Annotated in this window: 21 protein-coding genes; 12 read left to right on the top strand and 9 right to left on the bottom strand. The window is 68.4% G+C overall.

Annotation, left to right across the window (positions count from 1 at the left end; genetic code table 11):
* On the top strand, positions 1 to 1,172 hold a 1,172-nt coding region (locus RJ1_RS40515; RefSeq protein ID WP_073369419.1), incomplete at its 5' end, for a S1C family serine protease.
* Positions 1,173 to 1,241: 69 nt separating this feature from the next.
* Positions 1,242 to 1,667, top strand: a complete 426-nt coding sequence (gene tatB, locus RJ1_RS40510) for a Sec-independent protein translocase protein TatB (RefSeq protein WP_073369416.1) — start codon at positions 1,242 to 1,244, stop codon at positions 1,665 to 1,667.
* Positions 1,668 to 1,732: 65 nt separating this feature from the next.
* Here the strand turns inward: tatB and RJ1_RS40505 are convergent, their stop codons facing one another.
* From RJ1_RS40505 to RJ1_RS40485, 5 genes are all read right to left on the bottom strand, one after another.
* A complete protein-coding gene (locus RJ1_RS40505) occupies positions 1,733 to 2,869 on the bottom strand; it encodes an Mrp/NBP35 family ATP-binding protein (RefSeq protein ID WP_073369414.1) in 1,137 nt (378 codons plus the stop codon).
* A gap of 23 nt (positions 2,870 to 2,892) precedes the next feature.
* Positions 2,893 to 3,771: a lytic transglycosylase domain-containing protein gene (locus RJ1_RS40500; protein WP_073369411.1), complete on the bottom strand. Its 879-nt coding sequence runs from the start codon at positions 3,769 to 3,771 to the stop codon at positions 2,893 to 2,895.
* A gap of 291 nt (positions 3,772 to 4,062) precedes the next feature.
* Positions 4,063 to 5,238 carry a lytic transglycosylase domain-containing protein gene (locus RJ1_RS40495; protein ID WP_073369408.1) on the bottom strand — a complete coding sequence of 392 codons (1,176 nt, stop codon included), beginning with the start codon at positions 5,236 to 5,238 and terminating at the stop codon, positions 4,063 to 4,065.
* Positions 5,239 to 5,354: 116 nt separating this feature from the next.
* Entirely contained in the window at positions 5,355 to 5,876 is a 522-nt protein-coding gene (locus RJ1_RS40490) for a DUF1003 domain-containing protein (RefSeq protein WP_073369405.1), read from the bottom strand.
* Positions 5,873 to 7,144 (bottom strand): magnesium transporter MgtE N-terminal domain-containing protein, encoded by a 1,272-nt coding sequence (locus tag RJ1_RS40485; protein ID WP_073369402.1) that lies wholly within the window; start codon positions 7,142 to 7,144, stop codon positions 5,873 to 5,875. Before RJ1_RS40485 ends, RJ1_RS40490 begins: the two co-directional genes overlap by 4 nt.
* Positions 7,145 to 7,215: 71 nt before the next feature.
* On the opposite strand from RJ1_RS40485, the gene RJ1_RS40480 reads away from it, so the two are divergent.
* The 6 genes from RJ1_RS40480 to RJ1_RS40455 all read left to right on the top strand — a co-directional run bounded on the left by RJ1_RS40480 (position 7,216) and on the right by RJ1_RS40455 (position 13,345).
* On the top strand, positions 7,216 to 8,178 hold the full coding sequence (locus tag RJ1_RS40480) for an HpcH/HpaI aldolase/citrate lyase family protein (protein ID WP_073369399.1): 963 nt from the start codon (positions 7,216 to 7,218) through the stop codon (positions 8,176 to 8,178).
* A gap of 67 nt (positions 8,179 to 8,245) precedes the next feature.
* Complete coding sequence (locus RJ1_RS40475) at positions 8,246 to 8,737, top strand: general stress protein (protein ID WP_015889781.1); 492 nt, start codon at positions 8,246 to 8,248, stop codon at positions 8,735 to 8,737.
* A 286-nt stretch (positions 8,738 to 9,023) separates the two neighbouring features.
* Positions 9,024 to 10,388, top strand: a complete 1,365-nt coding sequence (locus RJ1_RS40470; RefSeq protein WP_174695083.1) for an ABC transporter substrate-binding protein — start codon at positions 9,024 to 9,026, stop codon at positions 10,386 to 10,388.
* Positions 10,385 to 11,332, top strand: coding sequence for a carbohydrate ABC transporter permease (locus RJ1_RS40465; RefSeq protein ID WP_073369396.1), 948 nt, complete (start codon positions 10,385 to 10,387; stop codon positions 11,330 to 11,332). Before RJ1_RS40470 ends, RJ1_RS40465 begins: the two co-directional genes overlap by 4 nt.
* Positions 11,333 to 11,334: 2 nt before the next feature.
* Positions 11,335 to 12,171: a carbohydrate ABC transporter permease gene (locus tag RJ1_RS40460; RefSeq protein WP_005239292.1), complete on the top strand. Its 837-nt coding sequence runs from the start codon at positions 11,335 to 11,337 to the stop codon at positions 12,169 to 12,171.
* Positions 12,172 to 12,175: 4 nt separating this feature from the next.
* Positions 12,176 to 13,345, top strand: a complete 1,170-nt coding sequence (locus tag RJ1_RS40455) for an ABC transporter ATP-binding protein (protein ID WP_073369393.1) — start codon at positions 12,176 to 12,178, stop codon at positions 13,343 to 13,345.
* Here RJ1_RS40455 and RJ1_RS40450 read toward each other — a convergent pair.
* On the bottom strand, positions 13,335 to 14,855 hold the full coding sequence (locus tag RJ1_RS40450; RefSeq protein ID WP_073369390.1) for an MFS transporter: 1,521 nt from the start codon (positions 14,853 to 14,855) through the stop codon (positions 13,335 to 13,337). The genes RJ1_RS40455 and RJ1_RS40450 overlap by 11 nt on opposite strands.
* Before the next feature lie 75 nt (positions 14,856 to 14,930).
* Here RJ1_RS40450 and RJ1_RS40445 point away from each other — a divergent pair, with 75 nt between their 5' ends.
* Entirely contained in the window at positions 14,931 to 16,037 is a 1,107-nt protein-coding gene (locus RJ1_RS40445; RefSeq protein ID WP_083400677.1) for a winged helix DNA-binding domain-containing protein, read from the top strand.
* Here the strand turns inward: RJ1_RS40445 and RJ1_RS40440 are convergent.
* Positions 16,027 to 16,893, bottom strand: a complete 867-nt coding sequence (locus tag RJ1_RS40440) for a chromosome partitioning protein ParB (protein ID WP_073369387.1) — start codon at positions 16,891 to 16,893, stop codon at positions 16,027 to 16,029. The genes RJ1_RS40445 and RJ1_RS40440 overlap by 11 nt on opposite strands.
* A complete protein-coding gene (locus RJ1_RS40435) occupies positions 16,883 to 17,578 on the bottom strand; it encodes a metallophosphoesterase family protein (protein ID WP_073369384.1) in 696 nt (231 codons plus the stop codon). The genes RJ1_RS40440 and RJ1_RS40435 overlap by 11 nt, the downstream gene beginning before the upstream one ends.
* A 65-nt stretch (positions 17,579 to 17,643) precedes the next feature.
* Here RJ1_RS40435 and RJ1_RS40430 point away from each other — a divergent pair, with 65 nt between their 5' ends.
* Positions 17,644 to 18,231, top strand: a complete 588-nt coding sequence (locus tag RJ1_RS40430) for a suppressor of fused domain protein (protein WP_174695082.1) — start codon at positions 17,644 to 17,646, stop codon at positions 18,229 to 18,231.
* A 14-nt stretch (positions 18,232 to 18,245) separates the two neighbouring features.
* Here RJ1_RS40430 and corA read toward each other — a convergent pair whose 3' ends face one another.
* The gene (corA, locus tag RJ1_RS40425) at positions 18,246 to 19,337 is read right to left on the bottom strand and encodes a magnesium/cobalt transporter CorA (RefSeq protein ID WP_073369378.1); all 1,092 of its coding nucleotides are present in this window, start codon (positions 19,335 to 19,337) and stop codon (positions 18,246 to 18,248) included.
* A 147-nt stretch (positions 19,338 to 19,484) separates the two neighbouring features.
* On the opposite strand from corA, the gene RJ1_RS40420 reads away from it, so the two are divergent.
* Together RJ1_RS40420 and RJ1_RS40415 are read left to right on the top strand one after the other, a co-directional pair.
* A complete protein-coding gene (locus RJ1_RS40420; RefSeq protein ID WP_073369375.1) occupies positions 19,485 to 20,339 on the top strand; it encodes a PHP domain-containing protein in 855 nt (284 codons plus the stop codon).
* On the top strand, positions 20,336 to 20,695 hold the full coding sequence (locus RJ1_RS40415) for a hypothetical protein (protein WP_073369372.1): 360 nt from the start codon (positions 20,336 to 20,338) through the stop codon (positions 20,693 to 20,695). The genes RJ1_RS40420 and RJ1_RS40415 overlap by 4 nt, the downstream gene beginning before the upstream one ends.
* Positions 20,696 to 21,089: the final 394 nt, after the last annotated feature.

Below are 21,089 nucleotides of genomic sequence, written 5' to 3'. Positions count from 1 at the left end.
CCTGGCGCGACCCCGAGGCGGGCGTCGAACTCGGATCGCCGGCGTTGCACGCCGAGGAACGCTCCCATCCGCCCGCGCCTGCACTCAGCGCACGCGAGGTCCTGTTCGGCGGCAAGGTGGCGCCGAAGGCCCTCGTCGCGCTCGGCGGGATCGCGCTCGCGATCGGTCTGGTCGGCGGGCTCCTCGCCGCCGTGATCACCGCGGATCGCAGTTCGCTCACCAGCCAGAGCGTCACCCTCGTCCAGGGCGGCGGCGAAGAGGACCTCGGGCAGTCGCCCGTCGCGCAGGTCGCCGATGCCGTCCTCCCCGCCGTCGTGTCCATCCAGGTGGCGGTCGGCGACCAGGGCAGCACCGGTTCGGGTGTCGTCATCGACGGTGCCGGCTACATCGTCACCAACAACCACGTCATCTCCGCCGCGGCCACCGCCCCCGACGGCGGCAAGATCCAGGTGATCTTCTCCGACGGGACCAAGGCCGAGGCCCAGATCGTCGGCCGCGACATCAAGACCGACCTTGCCGTCCTCAAGGTGTCCGCCGACAACCTGACGGTCGCGGAACTCGGCAAGTCCGGTGACGTGCAGGTCGGTGAGGACGTCGTCGCCGTCGGATCCCCGCTCGGACTCAGCAAGACCGTCACCCGCGGCATCGTCAGCGCGCTGCACCGTCCGATGCGGCTGTCCGGGGAGGGCTCCGACACGAACGCCGTCATCGACGCCGTCCAGACGGACGCCGCGATCAATCACGGCAACTCGGGCGGCGCGCTCGTCGACGACACGGGCCGGGTGATCGGCATCAACACCGCCATGCTCAGTGAGTCGGGTGGCTCGGTCGGCCTCGGATTCGCGATTCCCATCGACGACGTCACGACGGTCGCGCAGACGCTCATCCGGGACGGGCAGATGCATCACCCGGACATCGGCGTGAACGCCCGCACCGTCGTCAACGACAACACCAGCGGCGCCCAGGTGGCCAACGTCCGCTCGGACAGTCCGGCCGCGCGGGCGGGCGTCGTCGAGAACGACGTGATCGTCAAGGTCGGCGACCGCACAGTCACCAGCGCCGACGAACTGGTCGTCGCCGTCAACCTGCAGAAGATCGGCGAACCCGTCCGGATTCAGCTGATCCGCGAGGGCCGGCTCGTCGATGTCGACGTGACCCCGGCTTCCGATTGACTCGAGAGGTTGCTGTGAGATCGCTTCGCCACCTGGGCACGGACCCACACCGCACAGTAGGCTGACCACGTGTTCGGCAACATTGGTTGGGGCGAGTTCATGGTCCTCCTCGTCGCGGCTCTGGTCATCTTGGGACCCGAGCGGCTTCCGGGTGCGGTCAGCTGGGTAACGAAATCACTGAGGCAGGTCCGTGAGTATGCAAGTGGCGCGAGCCAGCAGCTCAAGGACGAGCTCGGTCCCGAGTTCGAGGATCTCCGCAAGCCGCTGTCCGACCTCAACCAGCTGCGCGGCATGACTCCGCGCGCCGTCATCACCAAGCACCTGCTCGACGGTGACGATTCGATTCTCACCGGCAACTTCGACAAGCCGACTTCGGTGTCGTTCGACAAGTCGGGAACGAAGGCCGTCAGCGCCGATCCCTCGACGCCCACTCCTCCGCAGAACAAGCCGCTGGCGGCCGGCGAGCGTCCCCCGATCGATCTCGACGCAACCTAGGCCCCCGGGCTCGTGCGCCTTTGTGGTAGCGCGAGCAACCACAAAGGCGCACGAGCGCGAAGCGCCTAGAGGTGGCGGGTGGTGTCGATTCCCAGCGACATTCCGGCGAGTCCACGCTTGCGCACGGCCAGCTTGTCCGCGATGTCGCGGAGTGCCGTCGCGGCCGGTGAGTCGGGGTGGCCGAGGACGATGGGAACTCCGCCGTCGCCGCCCTCACGGACTGCCTGCTCGAGCGGGATCTGGCCCAGCAGTGGCACCTTCGCGCCCACGGCCTTGGTGAGTCGGTCGGCGACGGCCTGGCCGCCCCCGGAACCGAAGATGTCCATTCGGCTGCCGTCGGGCAGGTCCATCCAGGACATGTTCTCGACGACCCCGACGATGCGCTGACGGGTCTGCAGTGCGATGGCGCCGGCGCGCTCGGCGACCTCGGCCGCCGCCTGCTGCGGGGTGGTGACGACGAGGATCTCCGCGCCGGGAATCAGCTGCGCGACGGAAATGGCGACGTCGCCGGTGCCGGGCGGCAGGTCGAGCAGCAGAACGTCCAGATCACCCCAGAAGACGTCGGCGAGAAACTGCTGCAGCGCACGGTGCAGCATCGGTCCGCGCCACACGACCGGGGTGTTGCCCTGCGTGAACTGGGCGATGGAGATCATCTTCACGTCGTGCGCGACGGGCGGCATGATCATGCGTTCCACCTGCGTGGGCTTGGCGTCGGTGCCGAGCATGCGGGGAACGGAGTGTCCGTAGATGTCGGCGTCGAGAACGCCCACCGACAGTCCGCGGGCGGCCAGCGCGGCGGCCAGATTGACGGTGACGCTGGACTTGCCGACGCCGCCCTTGCCGGACGCGACCGCGTAGACGCGGGTGAGGGAGCCGGGCTGGGCGAACGGGATGACCGGCTCGGCGGAGTCTCCGCGCAGCGACTTGCGGAGTTCGGTGCGCTGCTCGTCGCTCATCACGTCGAGTTCGACCCTGATCGCGCCGACGCCGGGAACATCCGCCACGGCTTTGGTGACCCGGTCGCTGATCTCGGTCCGCATCGGACAGCCTGCGGTGGTCAGGTAGATCGCGATGTCGACACTGTCGTCGGCTGCGATGTCGACGCTTTTGACCATCCCGAGTTCGGTGATCGGTTTCCGGATCTCGGGATCCTGGACGCGCGCCAGGGCGCTACGTACAGAGGACTCGCTCAGGACTGGCATGACTCAATGGTAAGGATGTGCGCTCAGTGGATGCGCGGCAGGTCCGCGGCCGCCGGGATGATTCCGCTGGAGTAGCCGGCGGACCACGCGAGCACGTTGGCCACGTAGGCGGCGGAGTTGTTGTAGCGGTGCACGGCCTTGGCGGCCTGAATCGGATCCTTGACGTTCAATCCGCCGTCGCACAGGTACTTTCCGGTGGTCAGCGCGGAGTCGAAGAGGTTCTGCGGATCGGCGACGCCGTCGCCGTTGCCGTCGCCCGCGTAACGGTTCCACGTCTCGGGGAGGAACTGCGTGGGTCCGACGGCGCGGTCGTAGTTGGCGTCGCCGTCCAGTTTGCCGCCGTCGGTGTCGCGGATGACCGCATTGCCGCCGAGGCTGCCGTCGAGGACGGGTCCGAGGACGGGCTTGAGCATGTTGCCCTTGTCGTCGGCCTTTCCGTCATAGGCGTGGGTGGACTCGACGCGGCCGATGCCGGCGATGAGCGTCCAGTACATGCCGCAACCCGGCTGTTCGACGGCGAGCACGCGTTCGGCGTTCTGGTAGGCCGCGACGCTGATGGCCGGGATACCGAGCGCGCCCTGGGCGATGCTCGCCGGGAGCGGCGGGGTGGCCTGGACGGGAGCGAGTGCGGCGGGAGCCGGCGCCTGCTCCGCCGCGGGCGCGGCCTCTGCGGCGGTCTCGGCTACGGGAGTGACGGAGTCCGCGGCCTCGGGAACGGCGGCGGGCGCCTCCTCGGCGACGTCGGCGACCTCTGAAGAGGAGCTCGTGGAGAGGAAGGGGACCTTGGGTGTGGCGCCGGCCGTGTTGGCTGCGGTGATCAGTCCGATGGGGACGAGTCCGGTAAGCGCGATGACCGAATTGCGGCGGATATGGGAATCCGTCTTCTTGTTGTGCCGACCCACTCGATTGCCTCCTGCGACCCCCGTCTCGGGGTGTTCCGTTCAACTGACCGGATCGAGGCTACCTGATTCGATACGTTTCCGTTATCCAACCGTGATCAAACGGGCTTGTATCGGAGGCTTCCGTTACTCGGAAGGCACGTGAGCGAGGGTAACGAACACGGCAAGGTCACGCCAGGACGCCGAGAGGTCGAGGTGTCGACGGGGGCCGGCCGTCCTCGCCCATCCGGCTGGAGGCAACACGCCGCCGCGCGCCCTACGAGAAAGCAGGGCGCGCGGCGAACGCGGAGTGTACTACCGGGGAACGGCAGGGGCCGGAGCAGCAGCCGGAGGGACGGCCGCGGCGGGCGCGACCGGTTCGGGTGCGGGCGCCGCCGGAACGGCAGGATCGGCCGGCGGGCAGAAGATCAGACAGGGCAGCTGAGGCAGCGGTGGAAGACCGGGAATCGGCGGAGCCGGCGTCGGCGGCGTGGGGGTGGCTGCACCGTCCGTGGTGGGTGCCGGCGTCGTCGCGAGATCGCGGGTGAGGTCGGATCCGCCCGCCGCCGCGTCGGCGAGACGTCCGGGCGGCGGGGTGGCCGCCCCCGACAACTGGCTCGGGGTCGGGGTTCCGCCGTTCTTGTAGGCGTTCGACCAGGTGATGACGTTCGCGGCGTAGGCGGCCGAGTTGTTGTACCGCAGGACCGCTCGGGTCTCCTGGAGCGGATCGCGGAGGTCGAGATTGCCCGAGCAGAGGTACCGGGCGGCGGCCAGCGTCGCGTCGAACACGTTGTTGGGGTCGGCCACACCGTCGGCATTGCCGTCCGACGCGTACTTGGCCCATGTGGACGGAATGAACTGCATCGGTCCGACGGCCCGATCGTGCCCGGGATCGCCGTCGGTGGCACCGCGGTCGGTGTCCCGGATGACCTCGTTGCCCGCCAGCCGTCCGTCGAGAACCGGTCCCAGAATCGGAGTCAGGGTGGTACCCACCGAGTCGGTCCGGCCGCCGCCGGCGTGACCCGATTCGATGCGGCCGATGCCGGCGAGCAGATGCCACGGCAGGCCGCACTGCGGAGCCTCCGCCATCATCTCGAGTTCCGCGGAGCGGTACGCGTTGAGCACGATCTCCGGGATGCCCAGAGCGCTGAGAATCACCGGTGCGGCGATGAGCCCGGTGCCGGACGGCGACGCCGGGGATGTGGGATTTGTCACGACGGGTGCGGGCGCGGGCGGCGGGGGAGCCGCCCGCTGCGAGCGGGCGACGCGCGGCGTCGGTGCGACGAGACCCGAGGGCGGAAGATACGCGGCCTGGGGGATGGATCCGGGTGTGGCGCCCGCTGCCGCGAGAGTCGACGTGCCGACCGCAGAACCGAGTGCGGTGGTGCTCACCGACGCGCCGCTGACCGTAGTACCGCCGGTGGAGGAGCCGAGGGTGGCGACGGCGCCCACCGTCAGGGCAGTCACCGTCAACAGTCCGCGTATCCGCACTCGATCACCCCCTGCGGTGCTCTTCGTTTCGGCACACCGCATACATCCGAGAAGATGTGAGTGACGTTACATATACGTGATCGGCGCTGCCGGAGTTTGCGAGGATTCGCCGGAGCTCATCTCCGCCGCGAGCGGGTCTCGTCCTCGTCGGCCAGCAGGGTCTTGATCTCGTCGAGCTCGCGCCGCAGGTAGTCGCGGGTGGCCACCTCGCCGATCGCGATGCGCAGTGCCGCCAGTTCCCGGGCGAGGAACTCGGTGTCCGCCTTCGTCTGCTCGGCGCGCGAGCGGTCCTCCTCGAGGGACACGCGGTCGCGGTTCTCCTGGCGGTTCTGCGCCAGCAGGATGAGCGGCGCCGCGTACGCAGCCTGGGTGGAGAACGCCAGGTTGAGCAGGATGAACGGGTACGGATCCCACTGCAACCGGACGGCGAAGACGTTGATGGTGATCCAGACGATCACTATCACCGTCTGGATCACCAGATAGCGGCCCGTGCCGAGGAACCGGGCGAAATTCTCGCTGGCACGCCCGACGGCCTCCACGTCGTACGTGACCCGGAAGCGGCGGGTGCTGCGCGGCGTGTCGAGGCGCTGTCGTTCGGACAGGCTCCGGGCGGCCGCGCTGGGTGACTTGTCGCTCATCCGTCGATCTCCTCTTCACGCCAGTCCTCGGGGAGGAGGTGGTCCAGGACGTCGTCGACCGTGACCGCCCCGATCAGATGGTCCTCGTCGTCGACCACCGGCCCGCACACCAGGTTGTAGGTGGCGAAGTAGCGGGTCACGGACGTCAGGGAATCCTCGGGCGCCAGCCGTGGCATGTCGGTGTCGAGCAGTCCGCCGACCAGGCTCGCGGGCGGCTCGCGCAGCAGCTTCTGCAGGTGAACGCAGCCCAGATAACGACCGGTGGGGGTCGCGGTCGGCGGGCGGACGACGAACACCATGCTCGCGAGCGCGGGGGTGACGTCCGAGATCCGGGCGCGGGCCAGGGCCTCGGCGACCGTCGTCGACGCGGTGAGGACCACCGGCTCCGGAGTCATCAGACCGCCCGCGGTGTCGGGGGAGTGCTCGAGCAGCCGGCGGACCGGCTCGGAGTCCTGCGGGTCCATCAACTGCAGCAGCGATTCGGCCTCGGTTTCGGGAAGCTCGCCGAGGAGATCGGCGGCGTCGTCGGGGTCCATGGCCTCGAGGACGTCGGCGGCCCGCTCGACCTCGAGGTGCATGAGCAGATCCGTCTGGTCGTCGGAGGGCAGTTCCTGAACGACGTCGGCGAGGCGTTCGTCGTCGAGCGCGAGGGCGAGTTCGTGGCGGCGTTTCTCCGGCAGCAGGCGCATCGCGTTCGCGACGTCGGCCGCACGCATGCCCTCGAACTGGGTGAGCAATGCCGAGACGCCCTGTCCGGGCATCGCCAGATCGGTCTGTGTGAGGCCTTCGACGTGCTGCCACTCGACGACGTGCATGGCGGCGCGGCGCCCGAGCCGGCCGCGGTGCCCGCGCACCGCGACCTTCGACACCACCCAGTCCCGGGTTCGGGTCTGCTCGATGCCCAGATCGACCACGATGATGTCGGCGTCCCGCAACTCCTCGAGTTCCGGGTCGTCCACGCGCACGTGGGAATCCGCGACCTGGGCGAGGGCGAGCACCTCGCCGGGTCGCTGCTGGAATCGGCGCAGACTGACGTTGCCCGTCGTGAGCGTCACCGAGCTCGGTTCGATGGCGGTGACGCGGAGCATCGGAACGAAGATGCGTTTGCGCGTGAACAATTCGATGACCAACCCGAGGACGCGCGGCTGCTGCCGGCCGATGCGGGCGGTGATCACCACGTCCCGGACGCGGCCGATCGACTCCCCGTCCGGGCCGAGCACCACCAGGCCGGCCAGCCTGGATGCAAAAACCTTGTTCGCAGCTGCCATGATTGCCAGGCTAGATCGTCGTACAGAAATACAGGGAATCGAACACCAGCGAAAGTGGAGGATCGTCCGTCATGAGTTCCGTCTACAGGCCACGGCGATCGGTGCTCGCCGTTCCGGGCAGCAGCCGCAAGATGATCGACAAGGCGAAGGGACTGCCTGCGGACGAGATCTTCCTCGATCTCGAGGACGCGGTGGCGCCGCTCGCCAAACAGGAGGCGCGGGGCACCATCGCCGAGGCCCTCGCCGAGGACGGGTGGGGAGACCAGATCAAGGTGGTGCGGGTCAACGACTGGACCACCGAGTGGACGTACGCCGACGTCGCCGAGGTCGTGGGTCGTGCGGGCGCCCACCTCGACGCGATCCTGCTGCCGAAAGTGCCGGACGCCAGTCACGTTCAGGCACTCGACCTGTTGCTGACCCAGGTGGAGAAGGCCAACGGGCTCGAGGTCGGGCGGATCGGCATCGAGCCGCAGATCGAGAATGCGATCGGGCTCACCAACATCGACGCCATCGCGACGGCCAGCCCGCGCGTGCAGACCCTGGTCTTCGGTCCCGCCGACTTCATGGCGAGCATCAACATGCGCACCCTGGTCGTCGGGGAGCAGCCGGACGGCTACGACCGCGGAGACGCGTACCACCACATCCTGATGACCATTCTCATGGCCGCCCGCGCGCACGGGCTCCAGGCCATCGACGGCCCCTACCTCCAGATCCGTGACGTGGAGGCGTTCCGGCGGTCGGCGCAGCGGACGGCGGCGCTCGGCTTCGACGGCAAGTGGGTTCTGCATCCCACCCAGATCGAGGCGGCCAACGACGTGTTCAGTCCCCGCCAGGACGATTACGACCGGGCCGAACTGATCCTCGACGCCTACGAGTTCCACACCTCCGCGGCCGGTGGGGGTCGCGGCGCCGTGATGCTCGGCGACGAGATGATCGACGAGGCGAGCCGCAAGATGGCGCTCGTGATCTCCGCGAAGGGACGCGCGGCGGGCATGAAACGGACCACCGAGTTCGCTCGACCTGACGAGGGATAGCCGCAGCAGGCAGAATGGTTGTCACAGGACCGATCCTGAGAGAACCACACGAGGAGACCAGCTGACGATGACGAATCCACTCGGACAGTCCAATGGGGCGCGGCGTGGGGCTCTGCCGGAACCCCCCACGGGCTGGCCCATCGGTTCGTACCCCACATACGCGGAGGCGCAGCGCGCCGTCGACTACCTCTCCGATCAGGAATTCTCGGTGGAGGATGTCACCATCGTGGGGGTCAACCTCATGCAGGTCGAGCGTGTGCTGGGCCGCCTCACCTGGGCGAAAGTAATTGGCGGGGGCATAGTTTCGGGCGCGTGGCTAGGTGTGTTCTTCGGTCTGCTGCTGGGCATCGTCACGGGCGGTTTCCTGGCGCCGCTCGTGGTCGGCATCGTGGGCGGCATCATCTTCGGGCTGATCTCCACGACCATCCCGTACGCGGCGACGCGGGGAACCCGGGACTTCGCGTCCACGATGCAACTGGTCGCCGGCCGGTACGACGTGCTGTGCGAGCCGAAGTCGGCGGAGACCGCCAGGGACATGCTGGCCAAGCTGGCACTCTGATCGGCGCACCCGCCGCGACCGGCGGGTTGCGGTCGGATCACGGGTTGCGGTCGGATCACGGATTGCGGTCGGATCACGGATTGCGTCCCATTCGCGACGTTCGCGGCGATTTCACCCAGTTCGCCGACGATGTCGGATAGGTTTACGGCGCAATGCGAGGGCCTCGGCCCTCGCCGAAACCGTGACCTGTCGGTGGAGTGCACGTTCCGGCAGGAACCAATGTGCGGGCCCGCGTGCCCAGCCGTACCGCGACTGGATCCGTGAGGGGCCGCTCGAGGAGGCGGCTGTGCTGCATCGCACCAAGCCCGGACGCTCGCTGAAGTGGGGACTGATCGGTGCGGCCACCGTCCTCACCGTTCCCCTGCTGGCCGCGTGCGGGTCGTCGGAGGACGGCATCGTCCTCAGTTTCTACACTGCCGCCGACGGCGCCGAACAGTACGCGGAGGCGGCGGCCAACTGCACGGCCGCGGCAGGCGGCCGGTACACCGTGGAGCAGCGCACGCTGCCGAAGGGCGCGGACGACCAACGCCTCCAGCTTGCCCGCCGCCTCACCGGAAACGACACCACGCTCGACATCATGACGCTCGACGTCGTCTGGACCGCCGAGTTCGCCGAGGCAGGCTGGGCGTTGCCGCTCCCGCCCGACGTCGCGGCGGACGTCAGCGAGGGCACGCTCGAGGGCCCGCTCGAATCGGCGAAGTGGCAGGACCAGTTGTATGCCGCGCCGCTGAACACCAACACCCAGTTGCTCTGGTACCGCAAGGACCTGATGCCGGACGGGCAGCCGCCGCAGACGTGGGATCAGATGATCGACATCGCGGAGGGTCTCGCCGGGGAGGGGCGGCCCAGCTGGATCGGGGTGCAGGGCAAGCAATACGAGGGCCTGATGGTGTGGTTCAACACCCTGCTCGCGAGCGCGGGCGGGTCCGTCGTCGCCGAGGACGGGACCACCGTGACCGTCGCGGACGGCGACGCGGCCTTGACAGCGCTCGAGGTCATGAAGCGGGTCGCCACCGCGAAGGGTGCCGACCCGTCGGTTTCCCAGGGCGATGAGGCGTCGTCCCGGCTGGGGATGGAGAGCGGAAAGTCTGCGTTCGAGGTCAATTGGCCGTTCGTTCTGCCGGGCATGATCGAGAACGCCGAGAAGGGTGACCTCCCGTACATCGACGACAAGGGTAACCCGACGTCCGTGAACACGGGCAACACCGTGCTCACCGTCGACGGTCAGCAGAACTTCCTGCCCGCGCCGTACCCGTCGGTGATCCCCGGCCGCCCGGCCGAGGTGACGATCGGCGGTTTCAACGTCGCGGTCGCGAAGACGAGCCAGCACCCCGACCTGGCGTTCGAGGCGGTGCAGTGCCTGCGGAACGAGGAGAACCAGCGCAACAACGCCGTCAACGGGGGTGTGCCGCCGACACTGGCGAGTCTGTACGACGACCCGGCGTTCCAGGAGGCGTACCCCGCATGGCGCGAGGTGCGGGAGGGCCTCGACACCGCATCCGTCCGGCCGGTGTCTCCGGCGTACCAGAGCATTTCGACCCTGATCACCGCCACGTTGAATCCGGTCGGTGACATCGACCCGCCGCGCACCGTCGACGAACTCGCCGAACAGGTCCGCAAGGCGGTCAACTCGGAAGGGCTGATCCCGTGACGACCGAAACCGTGCAGGCGGACCGGGCCGAGGAGCCGAAAGTCGCGTCGAAGCGCCAGATCTCGGAGGGGAAGAAGGCCGAGCGCCGTCTGGGGTTGTGGTTGGTGGCCCCCGCCGCGATCCTCATGATCGCGGTGACGGCCTATCCCGTCGTGTACGCGGTGTGGTTGAGTCTGCAACGCTACGACCTTCGGTTCCCCGACGACCGGAAGTTCGTCGGCCTCGCCAACTACGTGTCGGTGCTGTCGGACGGGTACTGGTGGCAGGCGTTCACGGTGACCGTGAGCATCACCGTCGTGTCGGTGGTGATCGAGTTCGTCCTGGGCCTGATCCTGGCGCTCGTGATGCACCGGACGCTGGTCGGGAAGGGCCTCGTGCGGACGGTGGTGCTCATTCCGTACGGAATCGTCACCGTCGCCGCGGCATACAGCTGGTACTACGCGTGGACGCCGGGAACCGGTTACCTCGCGAACCTGCTGCCCGACGGCAGCGCCCCGCTGACGCAGCAGATCCCGTCGCTGGCGATCATCGTGCTCGCCGAAGTGTGGAAGACCACGCCGTTCATGGCGCTGCTGCTGCTCGCCGGGCTCGCCCTCGTTCCCGACGACCTCCTCAAGGCCGCGCAGGTCGACGGCGCCGGCGCCTGGACACGGCTGGTGCGGATCATCCTGCCGCTGATGAAACCGGCGATCCTCGTGGCGTTGCTCTTCCGCACGCTCGACGCGTTCCGGATCTTCGACAACATCTACGTCCTCACCAAGGGCGCCAACGACACCGGGTCGCTGTCGATCCTCGGTTACGACAACCTGTTCAAGGCCTTCAACCTCGGTATCGGCTCGGCGATCAGCGTCCTCATCTTCCTGTGCGTCGCACTCCTCGCGTTCGTGTTCATCAAGCTCTTCGGCGCGTCGGCTCCCGGGTCCGACACGGAAGGAAACCGATAACCATGGCCGTCGTCGACACTCCTCGCCGCAAGATCAGCTGGTCCGTCGTCAACCTGCTGGTCCTGCTCTACGCGCTGGTCCCGGTGCTGTGGATCGCCAGCCTGTCGTTCAAACCGGCGGGAACGATCAAGGACGGCAAGTTCATTCCGCAGAAGTGGACGCTCGACAACTATCGCGGAATCTTCCAGACCAACGCGTTCACCAGTGCGCTGATCAACTCCATCGGCATCGGCCTGATCTCCACGGTGATCGCCGTCGTCATCGGCACCATGGCCGCCTATGCCATTGCCCGGCTGGACTTCCCGGGCAAGAAACTGCTGGTCGGGGTGGCCCTGCTGATCGCGATGTTCCCCCAGATCTCCCTCGTGAGCCCGCTGTTCGACATCGAGCGAAGGCTCGGGCTGTTCGACACCTGGGCGGGCCTGATCCTGCCGTACATCACGTTCGCGCTCCCGCTCGCCATCTACACGCTGTCCGCATTCTTCAAGGAGATCCCCTGGGAGCTGGAGAAGGCGGCCAAGATGGACGGCGCCACACCGGCGCAGGCGTTCCGGAAGGTCGTGGCACCGCTGGCGGCGCCGGGCATCGTCACCGCCGCGATCCTGGTCTTCATCTTCTGCTGGAACGATCTGCTGTTCGCGATCTCACTGACCTCGACGGAACGCTCGATCACCGCGCCGGCGGCGATCGCGAACTTCACCGGCGCCTCCCAGTTCGAGGAGCCGACGGGGTCGATCGCCGCGGCCGCGATGGTGATCACCATCCCGATCATCATCTTCGTGCTGTTCTTCCAACGACGCATCGTGGCCGGCCTGACCTCCGGCGCAGTGAAGGGATAATTTTGTGGCCGAAATCGTGCTCGACAAGGTGACGAAGCTGTACCCGGACGGCGCCAAGGCGGTGAGCGACGTCGACATCACGATCGCCGACGGCGAGTTCATCATCCTGGTCGGACCGTCGGGGTGCGGAAAGTCGACCACTCTCAACATGATCGCCGGACTGGAGGACATCTCGTCCGGGGAGCTGCGCATCGCGGGGGAGCGGGTCAACGAGAAGGCGCCGAAGGACCGCGACATCGCCATGGTGTTCCAGTCGTACGCGCTGTATCCGCACATGACGGTGCGGCAGAACATCGCGTTCCCGCTCACCCTGGCGAAGATGTCGAAGTCGGACATCGCGGCGAAAGTGGACGATGCCGCCAAGACTCTCGACCTCACCCAGCACCTCGATCGCAAACCCGCCAATCTGTCGGGCGGACAGCGACAGCGGGTCGCGATGGGCCGGGCGATCGTCCGCAACCCCAAGGCGTTCCTGATGGACGAGCCGCTGTCGAATCTCGACGCCAAGCTCCGCGTCCAGATGCGCACCGAGATCGCCCGGCTGCAACAGCGGCTCGGCACCACCACGGTGTATGTCACGCACGATCAGACCGAGGCGATGACCCTCGGCGATCGGGTAGTGGTGCTGCGGGGCGGCCTGGTCCAGCAGATCGGTGCGCCGCAGGATCTGTACGACCACCCGAACAATCTGTTCGTCGCGGGATTCATCGGCTCACCGTCGATGAACTTCTTCCCGGGACAGCTCACCGCCGACGGGGTGTCGACCCCGCTCGGCGAGTTCACGCTGCCCCCGGAGACGCGCGAGAAGATCGGGTCGTCGAATACGGCGAAGGACGTGGTGGTCGGGATCCGTCCCGAGCACTTCGAGGACGTGGCGCTCGTCGATGCGGGGCAGCGGGACGCCGGTGCCACGTTCACGGCCAACGTCGAGGTGCTCGAGTCGATGGGTTCGGACAAGTACGCCTATTTCACGGCTGAGGGGCCGCAGGTGAACTCCCGGGAACTCGAGGAACTCGCCGCCGATTCCGGTACCGCGGTTGCGGGCGGCGGGCAGCTGGTCGCCCGGCTGTCGACCGAATCGTCCGCAGCGCACGGCAGACCGGTGGAACTGTGGTTCGACCGGTCGAAGATCGCCCTGTTCGATCAGAACTCGGGAGCGAACCTCACCCGGTGACCGGGGTGCGGCGCTCACCCGAACGGCTCGTGTTCGCGCCGCCGAGGCCGCCGACGGTGCCCCACTCGGCGGCCAGGGCGGTCGCGTGGACCTCGTTCTCCTCCTCGTCGGAGGGGGTGCGGGTGGTGCGTGTGATCCCGAAGAACGGCAGCAGTCCGGCGAGGGCCGCCGCGGTCGCGCCGACGACGAACGCGATCACGTAGGCCGATTCGGTCGGGACGTCCGTTCCGTCGATGGTGATTCCGGCGAGCAGGGTCGCGAGCAGCGCACTGGCGAACGAGCTGCCCACGGACCGGGCGATGGAGTTGATGCTGTTCGCGACGCCGGTCTCGTCCTGCCGGACCTCGGCCACCAGCAGCGACGGCAGGGATGCGTACGCGAGGCTGATGTACGTGTTGATCAGGAGGATGGCCGCGACCACTTCCCACGTGCGGTCGTGGGCGAAGATGAACACGACGAAACCACTGACACCGACGACGCTCGCCGCGATCAGGACGGCACGGGAACCGAAGCGGTGGATCAGTTTTCCGCTCAGGATCGACGCGAGGACGCCGCTGATCGCGCCCGGCAGCAGGTACACGGTGCTGGCCTCGAGCACGGTGGCGCCGAAGCCGTAGCCGGCGACCGCCCGCGGGGTCTGGACGAAGTACGAGCTGCCCAGGAACATCACGAACATCGACATGCCGACCACGAGCGCGGACAGGTGGGTGACGAGGACGGGTGGGTTGGTGAGCAGCCGGGGTGCGACGAGCGGGTCGGTGATCCGGCGTTCGTAGAGGAACCAGCCGACGAGGACGAGGATGCCGGTGACTCCGCTGGCGATGGTGACGGGGGACGCCCACCCCCAGGTGCCGCCCTCGGCGAGCGGCAGCAGGACGAGGACGAGGCCGACGGCGAGAGCGGCCGCGCCGATCCAGTCGATGGAACCCGCACCGACGCGCGGCCGGCGGGGGATGGCGATCCAGGCGAGGACGAGTCCTGCTGCGGTGATGGCCGAGGAGAGCCAGAAGATGCGGTGGAAGTCAGCGCCGTCGGAGACCAGCACACCGGTGAGGACGATGCCGAAGCACCCGCCGAAACCGAGCGTGCCGGAGAAGATCCCCATGGCGCCGGTCAGCTTCTCCGCGGGAAGTTCGTCGCGCAGGACCGCGATGCCGATGGGGAACAGCGCGAACGACACGCCCTGCAGCACGCGGGCGAAGATCAGCACCCCCACGGACGTCGATACGGCACCGATCAGGGAGCCGAGCAGCACGACCACGAGCACACCCAGAAGGACGGGCCGTTTGCCGCGGAGATCGGCGAGGCGGCCGAGAACAGGTGTCGCGGTGGCGGCCGCGAGGAGGTTGGCAGTGAGGAGCCAGCCGACGGCCGTCGGACCGACTTCCAGCTGCGCACCGATGGTCCCGACGATCGGCACCACCAGCGTCTGCAGAACGGCGACAATCATCACGACGAAGCACATGACCGGCAGGAGAGCCCTGGCTGCGGTGGTGGATCCGGCGGCCATGGGGTCCTCCTGTGGGGATATGTGAGCGGGCGTAGGTAAACACGGTACTGGGGCTAACTAACGAGGGGGTTCACGGTGGGGTCGGAACGCATGTCGAATCGAGCGCTGGGCCGGGCGACACTGGCCCGGCAATCGCTGCTGAGCCGTTCGGAGCTGTCCGCTCTCGACATGATCGAGCACCTCTGCGGTCTGCAGGCCCAGGCGCCGACTCCGCCCTACTTCGCGCTGTGGGCGCGGATGACGCGGTTCGGCCCCGAGTCGCTGTCGGAACTCATCGAGACTCGCGCGGTGGTGCGGATCGTCGCGATGCGGGGCACGGTCTTCGCGCTGTCGGCGTCGGACGCCCTCGCCTTCCGCCCCCTGACGCAACCGCTGCTCGACCGGGACCTTCACACCAATACGCAGTACCGCGCCGGCCTGGACGGGGTCGACCTCGGTGCCCTCGCGGCGGCGGGCCGCGAACTGGTGCGCGACGAACCCCGCACCCAGTCGCAGCTGCGGCCCCTGCTCGAGCAGCGGTTCCCCGGCAGCGACGGGGCAGCGCTCGCCCACGGAGTGCGGGGACTGGTCCCGATGGTCCAGGTTCCGCCGCGCGGCCTCTGGGGCAGGTCGGGGCAACCGGCACTGTCGACGCTGGAGTCATGGGTGGGCCGCCCGCTGTCCGCCGCGCCGTCGATCGACACGATGGTGCTGCGCTACCTCGCCGCGTTCGGTCCCGCGAGCGTGCGGGACGCCCAGGCCTGGTCGGGGCTGACCCGGCTCGGCGAGGTCCTGGACCGGCTGCGGCCCGGACTGCGGGTGTTCGCGGGGGAGTCGGGGCCGGAACTCTTCGACCTCCCGGAAGCGCCACGCCCAGATCCGGGCACCCCGGCGCCCGTCCGTATCCTCGCGCCGTTCGACAACGTGCTGCTCTCGCACGCCGACCGCGGCCGGCTCCTCGACGACGACCTGCGGAAGAAGATCTTCACGCAGAACGGCATCATCAAACCGGCCGTCCTCGTCAACGGCAGGGTCGCGGCATTCACCACCACGGTGGTCGAGAAGTCCCGGGCGACAATGGAAGTGGAGCCGTTGGTGACCGTCGCCAAGACCCACCGCACCGCGATCGAGGCGGAGGGCCGGCGACTGCTGAAGTTCGCCCATCCCGACGCGCTGGACCGCGTCGTGCGATTCACGGACTAGCGGACCTGTGCCTGCGCGGCGCGCGCTGGCTGAGCTCGGCGATGATCTCGTCGTTCCAGACATGCCGGCGCACAAGGCGGTACCGCTCCCGGGCCACCCACAGGTAGGCCTCGGCGTCGGTGTGGTCGGGCAGCATCTCCGCGGCTCTCAGCATCCGGACCACCGGCAGGTACTCCTCGCCGAACCAGCGCCTGGCCACGGTCTCGCGGCTGAGGAATTCGCCCACCTCCTGCATGAGCCGGAATCCCCAGGCCTCGACGCTCTGGCCGATCTCGGCGTACTCCCACGGATCGGTGACGACGACGGCGGCACGCTGGGGCCCGCTCAGCGGTACCCGTGTGAGGAACAGCCGGCGGTGGTCCTTGATGACCAGGTCGCCGCGCTGCGCGATCCCGTCGGGTGAGATCTTCGTCTGGATCTCCGTGACATAGGCGTCGATCGTGCTCCAATGCATCGCATACGCGATCGAGACACGATGATGGCCGTCGCTGACGAAGTGCATCGACCCGATCCGGTACACCTGGATCGGCGGCACCGACTCGCCCCGGCGCTGCGCGGCCGCCAGCCGTTGCCACCGTTCCCGCACACGGGTGGACGTGGGTCGGAAGAACCGGTCGAAATCGCGGGTGCGGTCGACGCTGCCGACGATGGAGTTGACCGGAATCACCTGCAGTCCGAGCGAGCGCTCCCCGACCCGGCCGACCGCCGCGACCACCTCGTCGAACGGCAGGATCTCGTTGACGTCGTCCGGTTCCCGGCGCAGCCAGTTGACCAGCCTCGACAACTCGGCGCGACGACGCTGGCGGGTGAAGTCGTTCTCCGCGTCGGCGGCGGGAAACCCGGTGTCACGTGCCATGCCGGCGCCTCACGATCGTGGGGTCTGTACCAGGGGTCAGCTCCATCAGGGTGAAACCCACGGTGTTGATCACCGTCGTCGCGCCGAGCGTGCGGTCTTCGGCCGCCCGGCCGTACGGGTGGACGTGCCCGTGGATCATGACGCGGGCCTGCAACTTGCCCGCCAGGGTCTCGAAGCACTCGAAGCCCCGGTGCGGCGGATCCTCCTGGTCGCCGACCCCGCGCGCCGGGCTGTGGGTGAGCAGCACGTCGACCCCGGACACCCCCGAGCGGCGCGCGTGCCACGCACTCGTCAGCGCGAGGTTGCGGGCCCGCCGCCGCTGTTGCCGTTCGGTCCACTGATTGGGGCCGTCGTTGTAGCGGATCGATCCGCCCAGACCGGCGATGCGCAGTCCCGCGATCCGGACGATCCGGCCGTCCGCGTTGACCGCGCCGCACGGCCCCGGCCACGCCGAGGGCAGGCCCGCCCGCATCCATCCGACGCGTCCGGCGGAGTAGCCGGACAGGTCGGCGTCGTGGTTGCCCGGCACGAACACGCACGGCGCGTCGAGGGCGTCGATCAGGTACTCCAGGTAGTCGAACGGGAGATCGCCCGCGCCGAGGATCAGATCGACGTCCATGGCACGCACCTGCGAACTCCACAGCGACTCGATCGTCTCGTCGGACACTGCGAGTACCGAGACCATGCTCCGACGCTACCGGCTCGAGAGGCCGGAGGACGGGTGAGCGGGTTCGGTGGTTTGATGTCGGGGTGACTGACAGCGTTGTGGCCTCTGTTCGCGCGCATCTGCGGGAGCAGATCGGGGGACCGGAGCCGACGGCGGCGTCGGTGACGTTCCTGGGCGTGGAGCCCCTCGACGTACTGCGGTTCGCCCCCGACGACGACGATCTGGTTCGGTACGCGACCCTGGGTTGTTCCCGGCACCCGATGGGCGACCCCGGCGAGCTGGTGGCCGACCCGCTCCGCGGACCGCGCGCCGAATTGATCCTCACGCTGCGCGGCGGCGCCGGGGTGGCGTCCGGGGTTGCGCGCACCCTCGCGGTGCTCGCGGCCGCGCCGTCGGTCGAAGGTGTGGTTCTCGTCGAGGACGCCCTGCTCGACCTGGGGGAGCCGCTGTGGAAGGACGCACCGTTCACCGCCGTGCTGCTCGGCGAGTCGACCGTCCCCGACCTCCCGCTGCCCGAACCCGCCGAAGCGGTGCAGTTCCTCGCGGCCGTGCCGATCACCGGCACCGAGGCGGCGTGGGTGCGACTGCGCGGCGCCGGCGCGCTCCGCGACGCCTGGGCGGAGGCGGGCATCGACGTCCGCGATCCGAACCGCGGCGCCGCCTCTCTCTAGAGGGCCGAGTACAACTAGAGCCAGTGATTCCGGCGGAACGTCACGAACAGGCCCACCGTGATCGCCGCGATCACGACGAGCACGCCGTGATAGCCCAGTTGCCAATGTAGTTCGGGCATGTTGTCGAAATTCATGCCGTAGATGCCCGCGATCATCGTCGGTACGGCGGCGATGGCCACCCAGGCCGAAATCTTGCGCATGTCCGTGTTCTGCTGCACCGCGATCTTGGCGAGGGCGGCGTCGACGAGTGAGCTCAGCACCTCGTCGTATTCGGCGATCCGCTCGGCGACGGTGGTGTGGTGGTCGAGCACGTCGCGGAAATAGCGGCGGATCTCCTTCGGCACCGGATTGCCCGGTGACTGCGTCAATCTCAGCAGCGGATTGGCCAGCGGGTTCACCGACCTGCGGAGTTCGACGATCTCGCGCTTGAGGAGGTAGATGTGCTCGACGGCGACGCTGCTGCGCGGGCTGAACACCGCCTCCTCCATCCCGTCCACGTCCTCCTCGATGGCCTGGGTGACCTCGAGATAGGAGTCCACGACGTGGTCCGCGACCGCGTGCAGCACCGCGAAAGGGCCGAGAGCGAGCCGCTCCTGGTTCTGCTCGAGCGCACGACGGACATTCGCGAGCGGGGAATGGTCACCGTGCCGCACGGTGACGACGTAGTCGGCGCCCACGAACACCATGATCTCGCCGGTCTCGACGATCTCGCTGGCGGTGGCCACCGACTCGTGGGGAACGTAGTTGACGGTCCGCAGCACCAGGAACAACACGTCGTCGTAGCGTTCGAGCTTCGGTCGCTGGTGGGCGTGGACGGCGTCCTCGACCATCAACTCGTGCAGGCCGAACGTCTCGGCCACGCTCTCCATCTGCCCCTCGTCGGGGGCGAGCAGCCCGACCCACACGAACCCCTCACCCCGTCGGCGGACCTCGGCGACTGCCGCCTGGTGCGTGTACTTGCCTGGAAGTCTCGTGCCGTCGATGTACACACCGCAGTCCACGATGGCGCGCGCGGTCGGGATGCGGATCCTGGGTCCGGCGTCCTTGCCGCTGCTGCGCTGGTCCTTGTCGCTGCCGCGCTTGGGGAGTGAGGGCACAGACGGCACCGGGGCCCTCCCTTCACCGTCGAGTCGGAAACGCTGCTGGTGAATCGTACGTCAGCACCGACTCCGGGTCCGCGGCGTCGGGCGACACGCCAGGCTCCCGGGCCGCACACTCGGGACCTGTGCCGCGGCACCTGACAGACTGGTTGGGTGCTCATCGATCTCCACACCCATTCGACGGCCTCCGACGGAACCGACAGCCCGGCGGACCTGGTGCGTGCCGCGGGCGCGGCCGGACTCGACATCGTGGCGATCACCGACCACGACACCACCGCCGGCTGGGCCGAAGCGGTCGCCGCCCTCCCTGCAGGACTGAGCCTGGTGCGGGGCATGGAGATGTCGTGCGAAGGGCGGGGTGAGGACGGCCGGCCGGTGGCGGTGCATCTCCTCGCGTACCTGTTCGACCCCGCGTATGCGGCGTTCGCCCGCGAACGGGAGCGGCTGCGGAACGAGCGGATCGTGAGGATCCGCGCGATGGCCGAACTCATGATGGAGGACGGCCTCCCCATCGACGCCGACGAGGTGCTCGCGGAAGCGGGACCTGCGGCGGGACGTCCACACCTGGCGAGGGCCCTGATGCGCGCCGGAGTGGTCGGCAGCGTCGGTGAGGCATTCGTGGACCTGCTGGCCCCGCGGGGCCGGTATTTCGTCGACAAGGCGGACACTCCGCTCGACGAGGCGGTGCAGTTGGTCGCGGAGGCCGGGGGAGTGAGCGTCCTCGCCCACGGGCGGGCCCGCACGAGGGGGCGGCTGTTGTCGCTCGATCACGTCCGTGACCTGGCGGGCGCCGGCCTGCACGGGCTCGAGGTGCATCACCCCGACCACTCGGCAGACGACGCCCGGGTGCTGCAGCAACTGGCCGACGAACTCGGTCTGGTCGTCACCGGTTCCTCCGACTATCACGGGACGAACAAGGCCATCCGGCTCGGAGAGTTCGCGACCGATCCCGACGAATTCGACACCCTCGTGTCGAAAGCGTCCGGGGTGCAGGTGGTCTCGGCATGAACACCCACGAGTCCGAGCGGTACGACCCCTACGCCGTCACCGCCCCGAGGACGGTGACGGCCACCGCACCGCGACGCAGCCCGCTCGTGGTCCGGGCGTTGCGTGCCCTCAGCGGGGCCGTCGCTGCCGGCGTGGTGATCCTGTGCCTCGTCGTGATCGGTTCGGCCTATGTGGGCGGAGGCAGGGGGTTCCCCGGCCCGGGAACCGTCTCCATCAGCGCGCACGTTGTCGCGTCCGTGTTCGTGATCATCGCGCAGCGGATCGCGGATCGCCGGGAGGGTGTCGTCGCGGTCGTCGCGTCCGTGGCCGTCCTCGCCGCTGCGGCCCTTCTGCTGTCCACGCAGTGGTGGGGCTGACGGACGTTCGGCGCGTTATCTGAAACCGGCTCTCACAGTGACCCGTCGGTAACTTGTTCTCACAGGTAGAGGGCAGAAAACGTGAGACATCTGACTGTCGGCACAATTTGATTGTGCATCGCTTTTCGTGCCAGACTTAGCACCACTCCGACGTCGGCGCCACCGCCCTTCGGCGGGGGTTTATGGCAGTGTTGCCAGGGCTCACCCGCCCGTGCCATGACGCTTCGGACGTTCTGCGGCCATCGTGATCGCGCACCCCGCAAGCTTCACCCCAGTTGTCGTTCGTGGAGTAACTGTGTAGATCAGCGCCGATCCACACGGTTACTTCTCAGTAACCCGGCCCCGAGTGAGCCTGGACTTAGCAGGAGTGTCATCGTGTCCATCGTGTCCGAAC

The sequence above is a fragment of the Rhodococcus jostii NBRC 16295 genome (genome assembly GCF_001894825.1).
Lineage (GTDB): Bacteria > Actinomycetota > Actinomycetes > Mycobacteriales > Mycobacteriaceae > Rhodococcus_F > Rhodococcus_F jostii.
This window is presented reverse-complemented; position numbering and strand designations above follow the sequence as displayed.

What these genes read in the sequence shown, in the direction of transcription:
- RJ1_RS40435 (WP_073369384.1), bottom strand. Translation starts at nt 17,578, where the DNA reads ATGGTCTCGGTACTCGCAGTGTCCGACGAGACGATCGAGTCGCTGTGG.
- RJ1_RS40480 (WP_073369399.1), top strand. Translation starts at nt 7,216, where the DNA reads ATGAGTTCCGTCTACAGGCCACGGCGATCGGTGCTCGCCGTTCCGGGC.
- RJ1_RS40505 (WP_073369414.1), bottom strand. Translation starts at nt 2,869, where the DNA reads ATGCCAGTCCTGAGCGAGTCCTCTGTACGTAGCGCCCTGGCGCGCGTC.
- RJ1_RS40450 (WP_073369390.1), bottom strand. Translation starts at nt 14,855, where the DNA reads ATGGCCGCCGGATCCACCACCGCAGCCAGGGCTCTCCTGCCGGTCATG.
- RJ1_RS40460 (WP_005239292.1), top strand. Translation starts at nt 11,335, where the DNA reads ATGGCCGTCGTCGACACTCCTCGCCGCAAGATCAGCTGGTCCGTCGTC.
- RJ1_RS40415 (WP_073369372.1), top strand. Translation starts at nt 20,336, where the DNA reads ATGAACACCCACGAGTCCGAGCGGTACGACCCCTACGCCGTCACCGCC.
- RJ1_RS40490 (WP_073369405.1), bottom strand. Translation starts at nt 5,876, where the DNA reads ATGAGCGACAAGTCACCCAGCGCGGCCGCCCGGAGCCTGTCCGAACGA.
- RJ1_RS40485 (WP_073369402.1), bottom strand. Translation starts at nt 7,144, where the DNA reads ATGGCAGCTGCGAACAAGGTTTTTGCATCCAGGCTGGCCGGCCTGGTG.
- RJ1_RS40440 (WP_073369387.1), bottom strand. Translation starts at nt 16,893, where the DNA reads ATGGCACGTGACACCGGGTTTCCCGCCGCCGACGCGGAGAACGACTTC.
- RJ1_RS40475 (WP_015889781.1), top strand. Translation starts at nt 8,246, where the DNA reads ATGACGAATCCACTCGGACAGTCCAATGGGGCGCGGCGTGGGGCTCTG.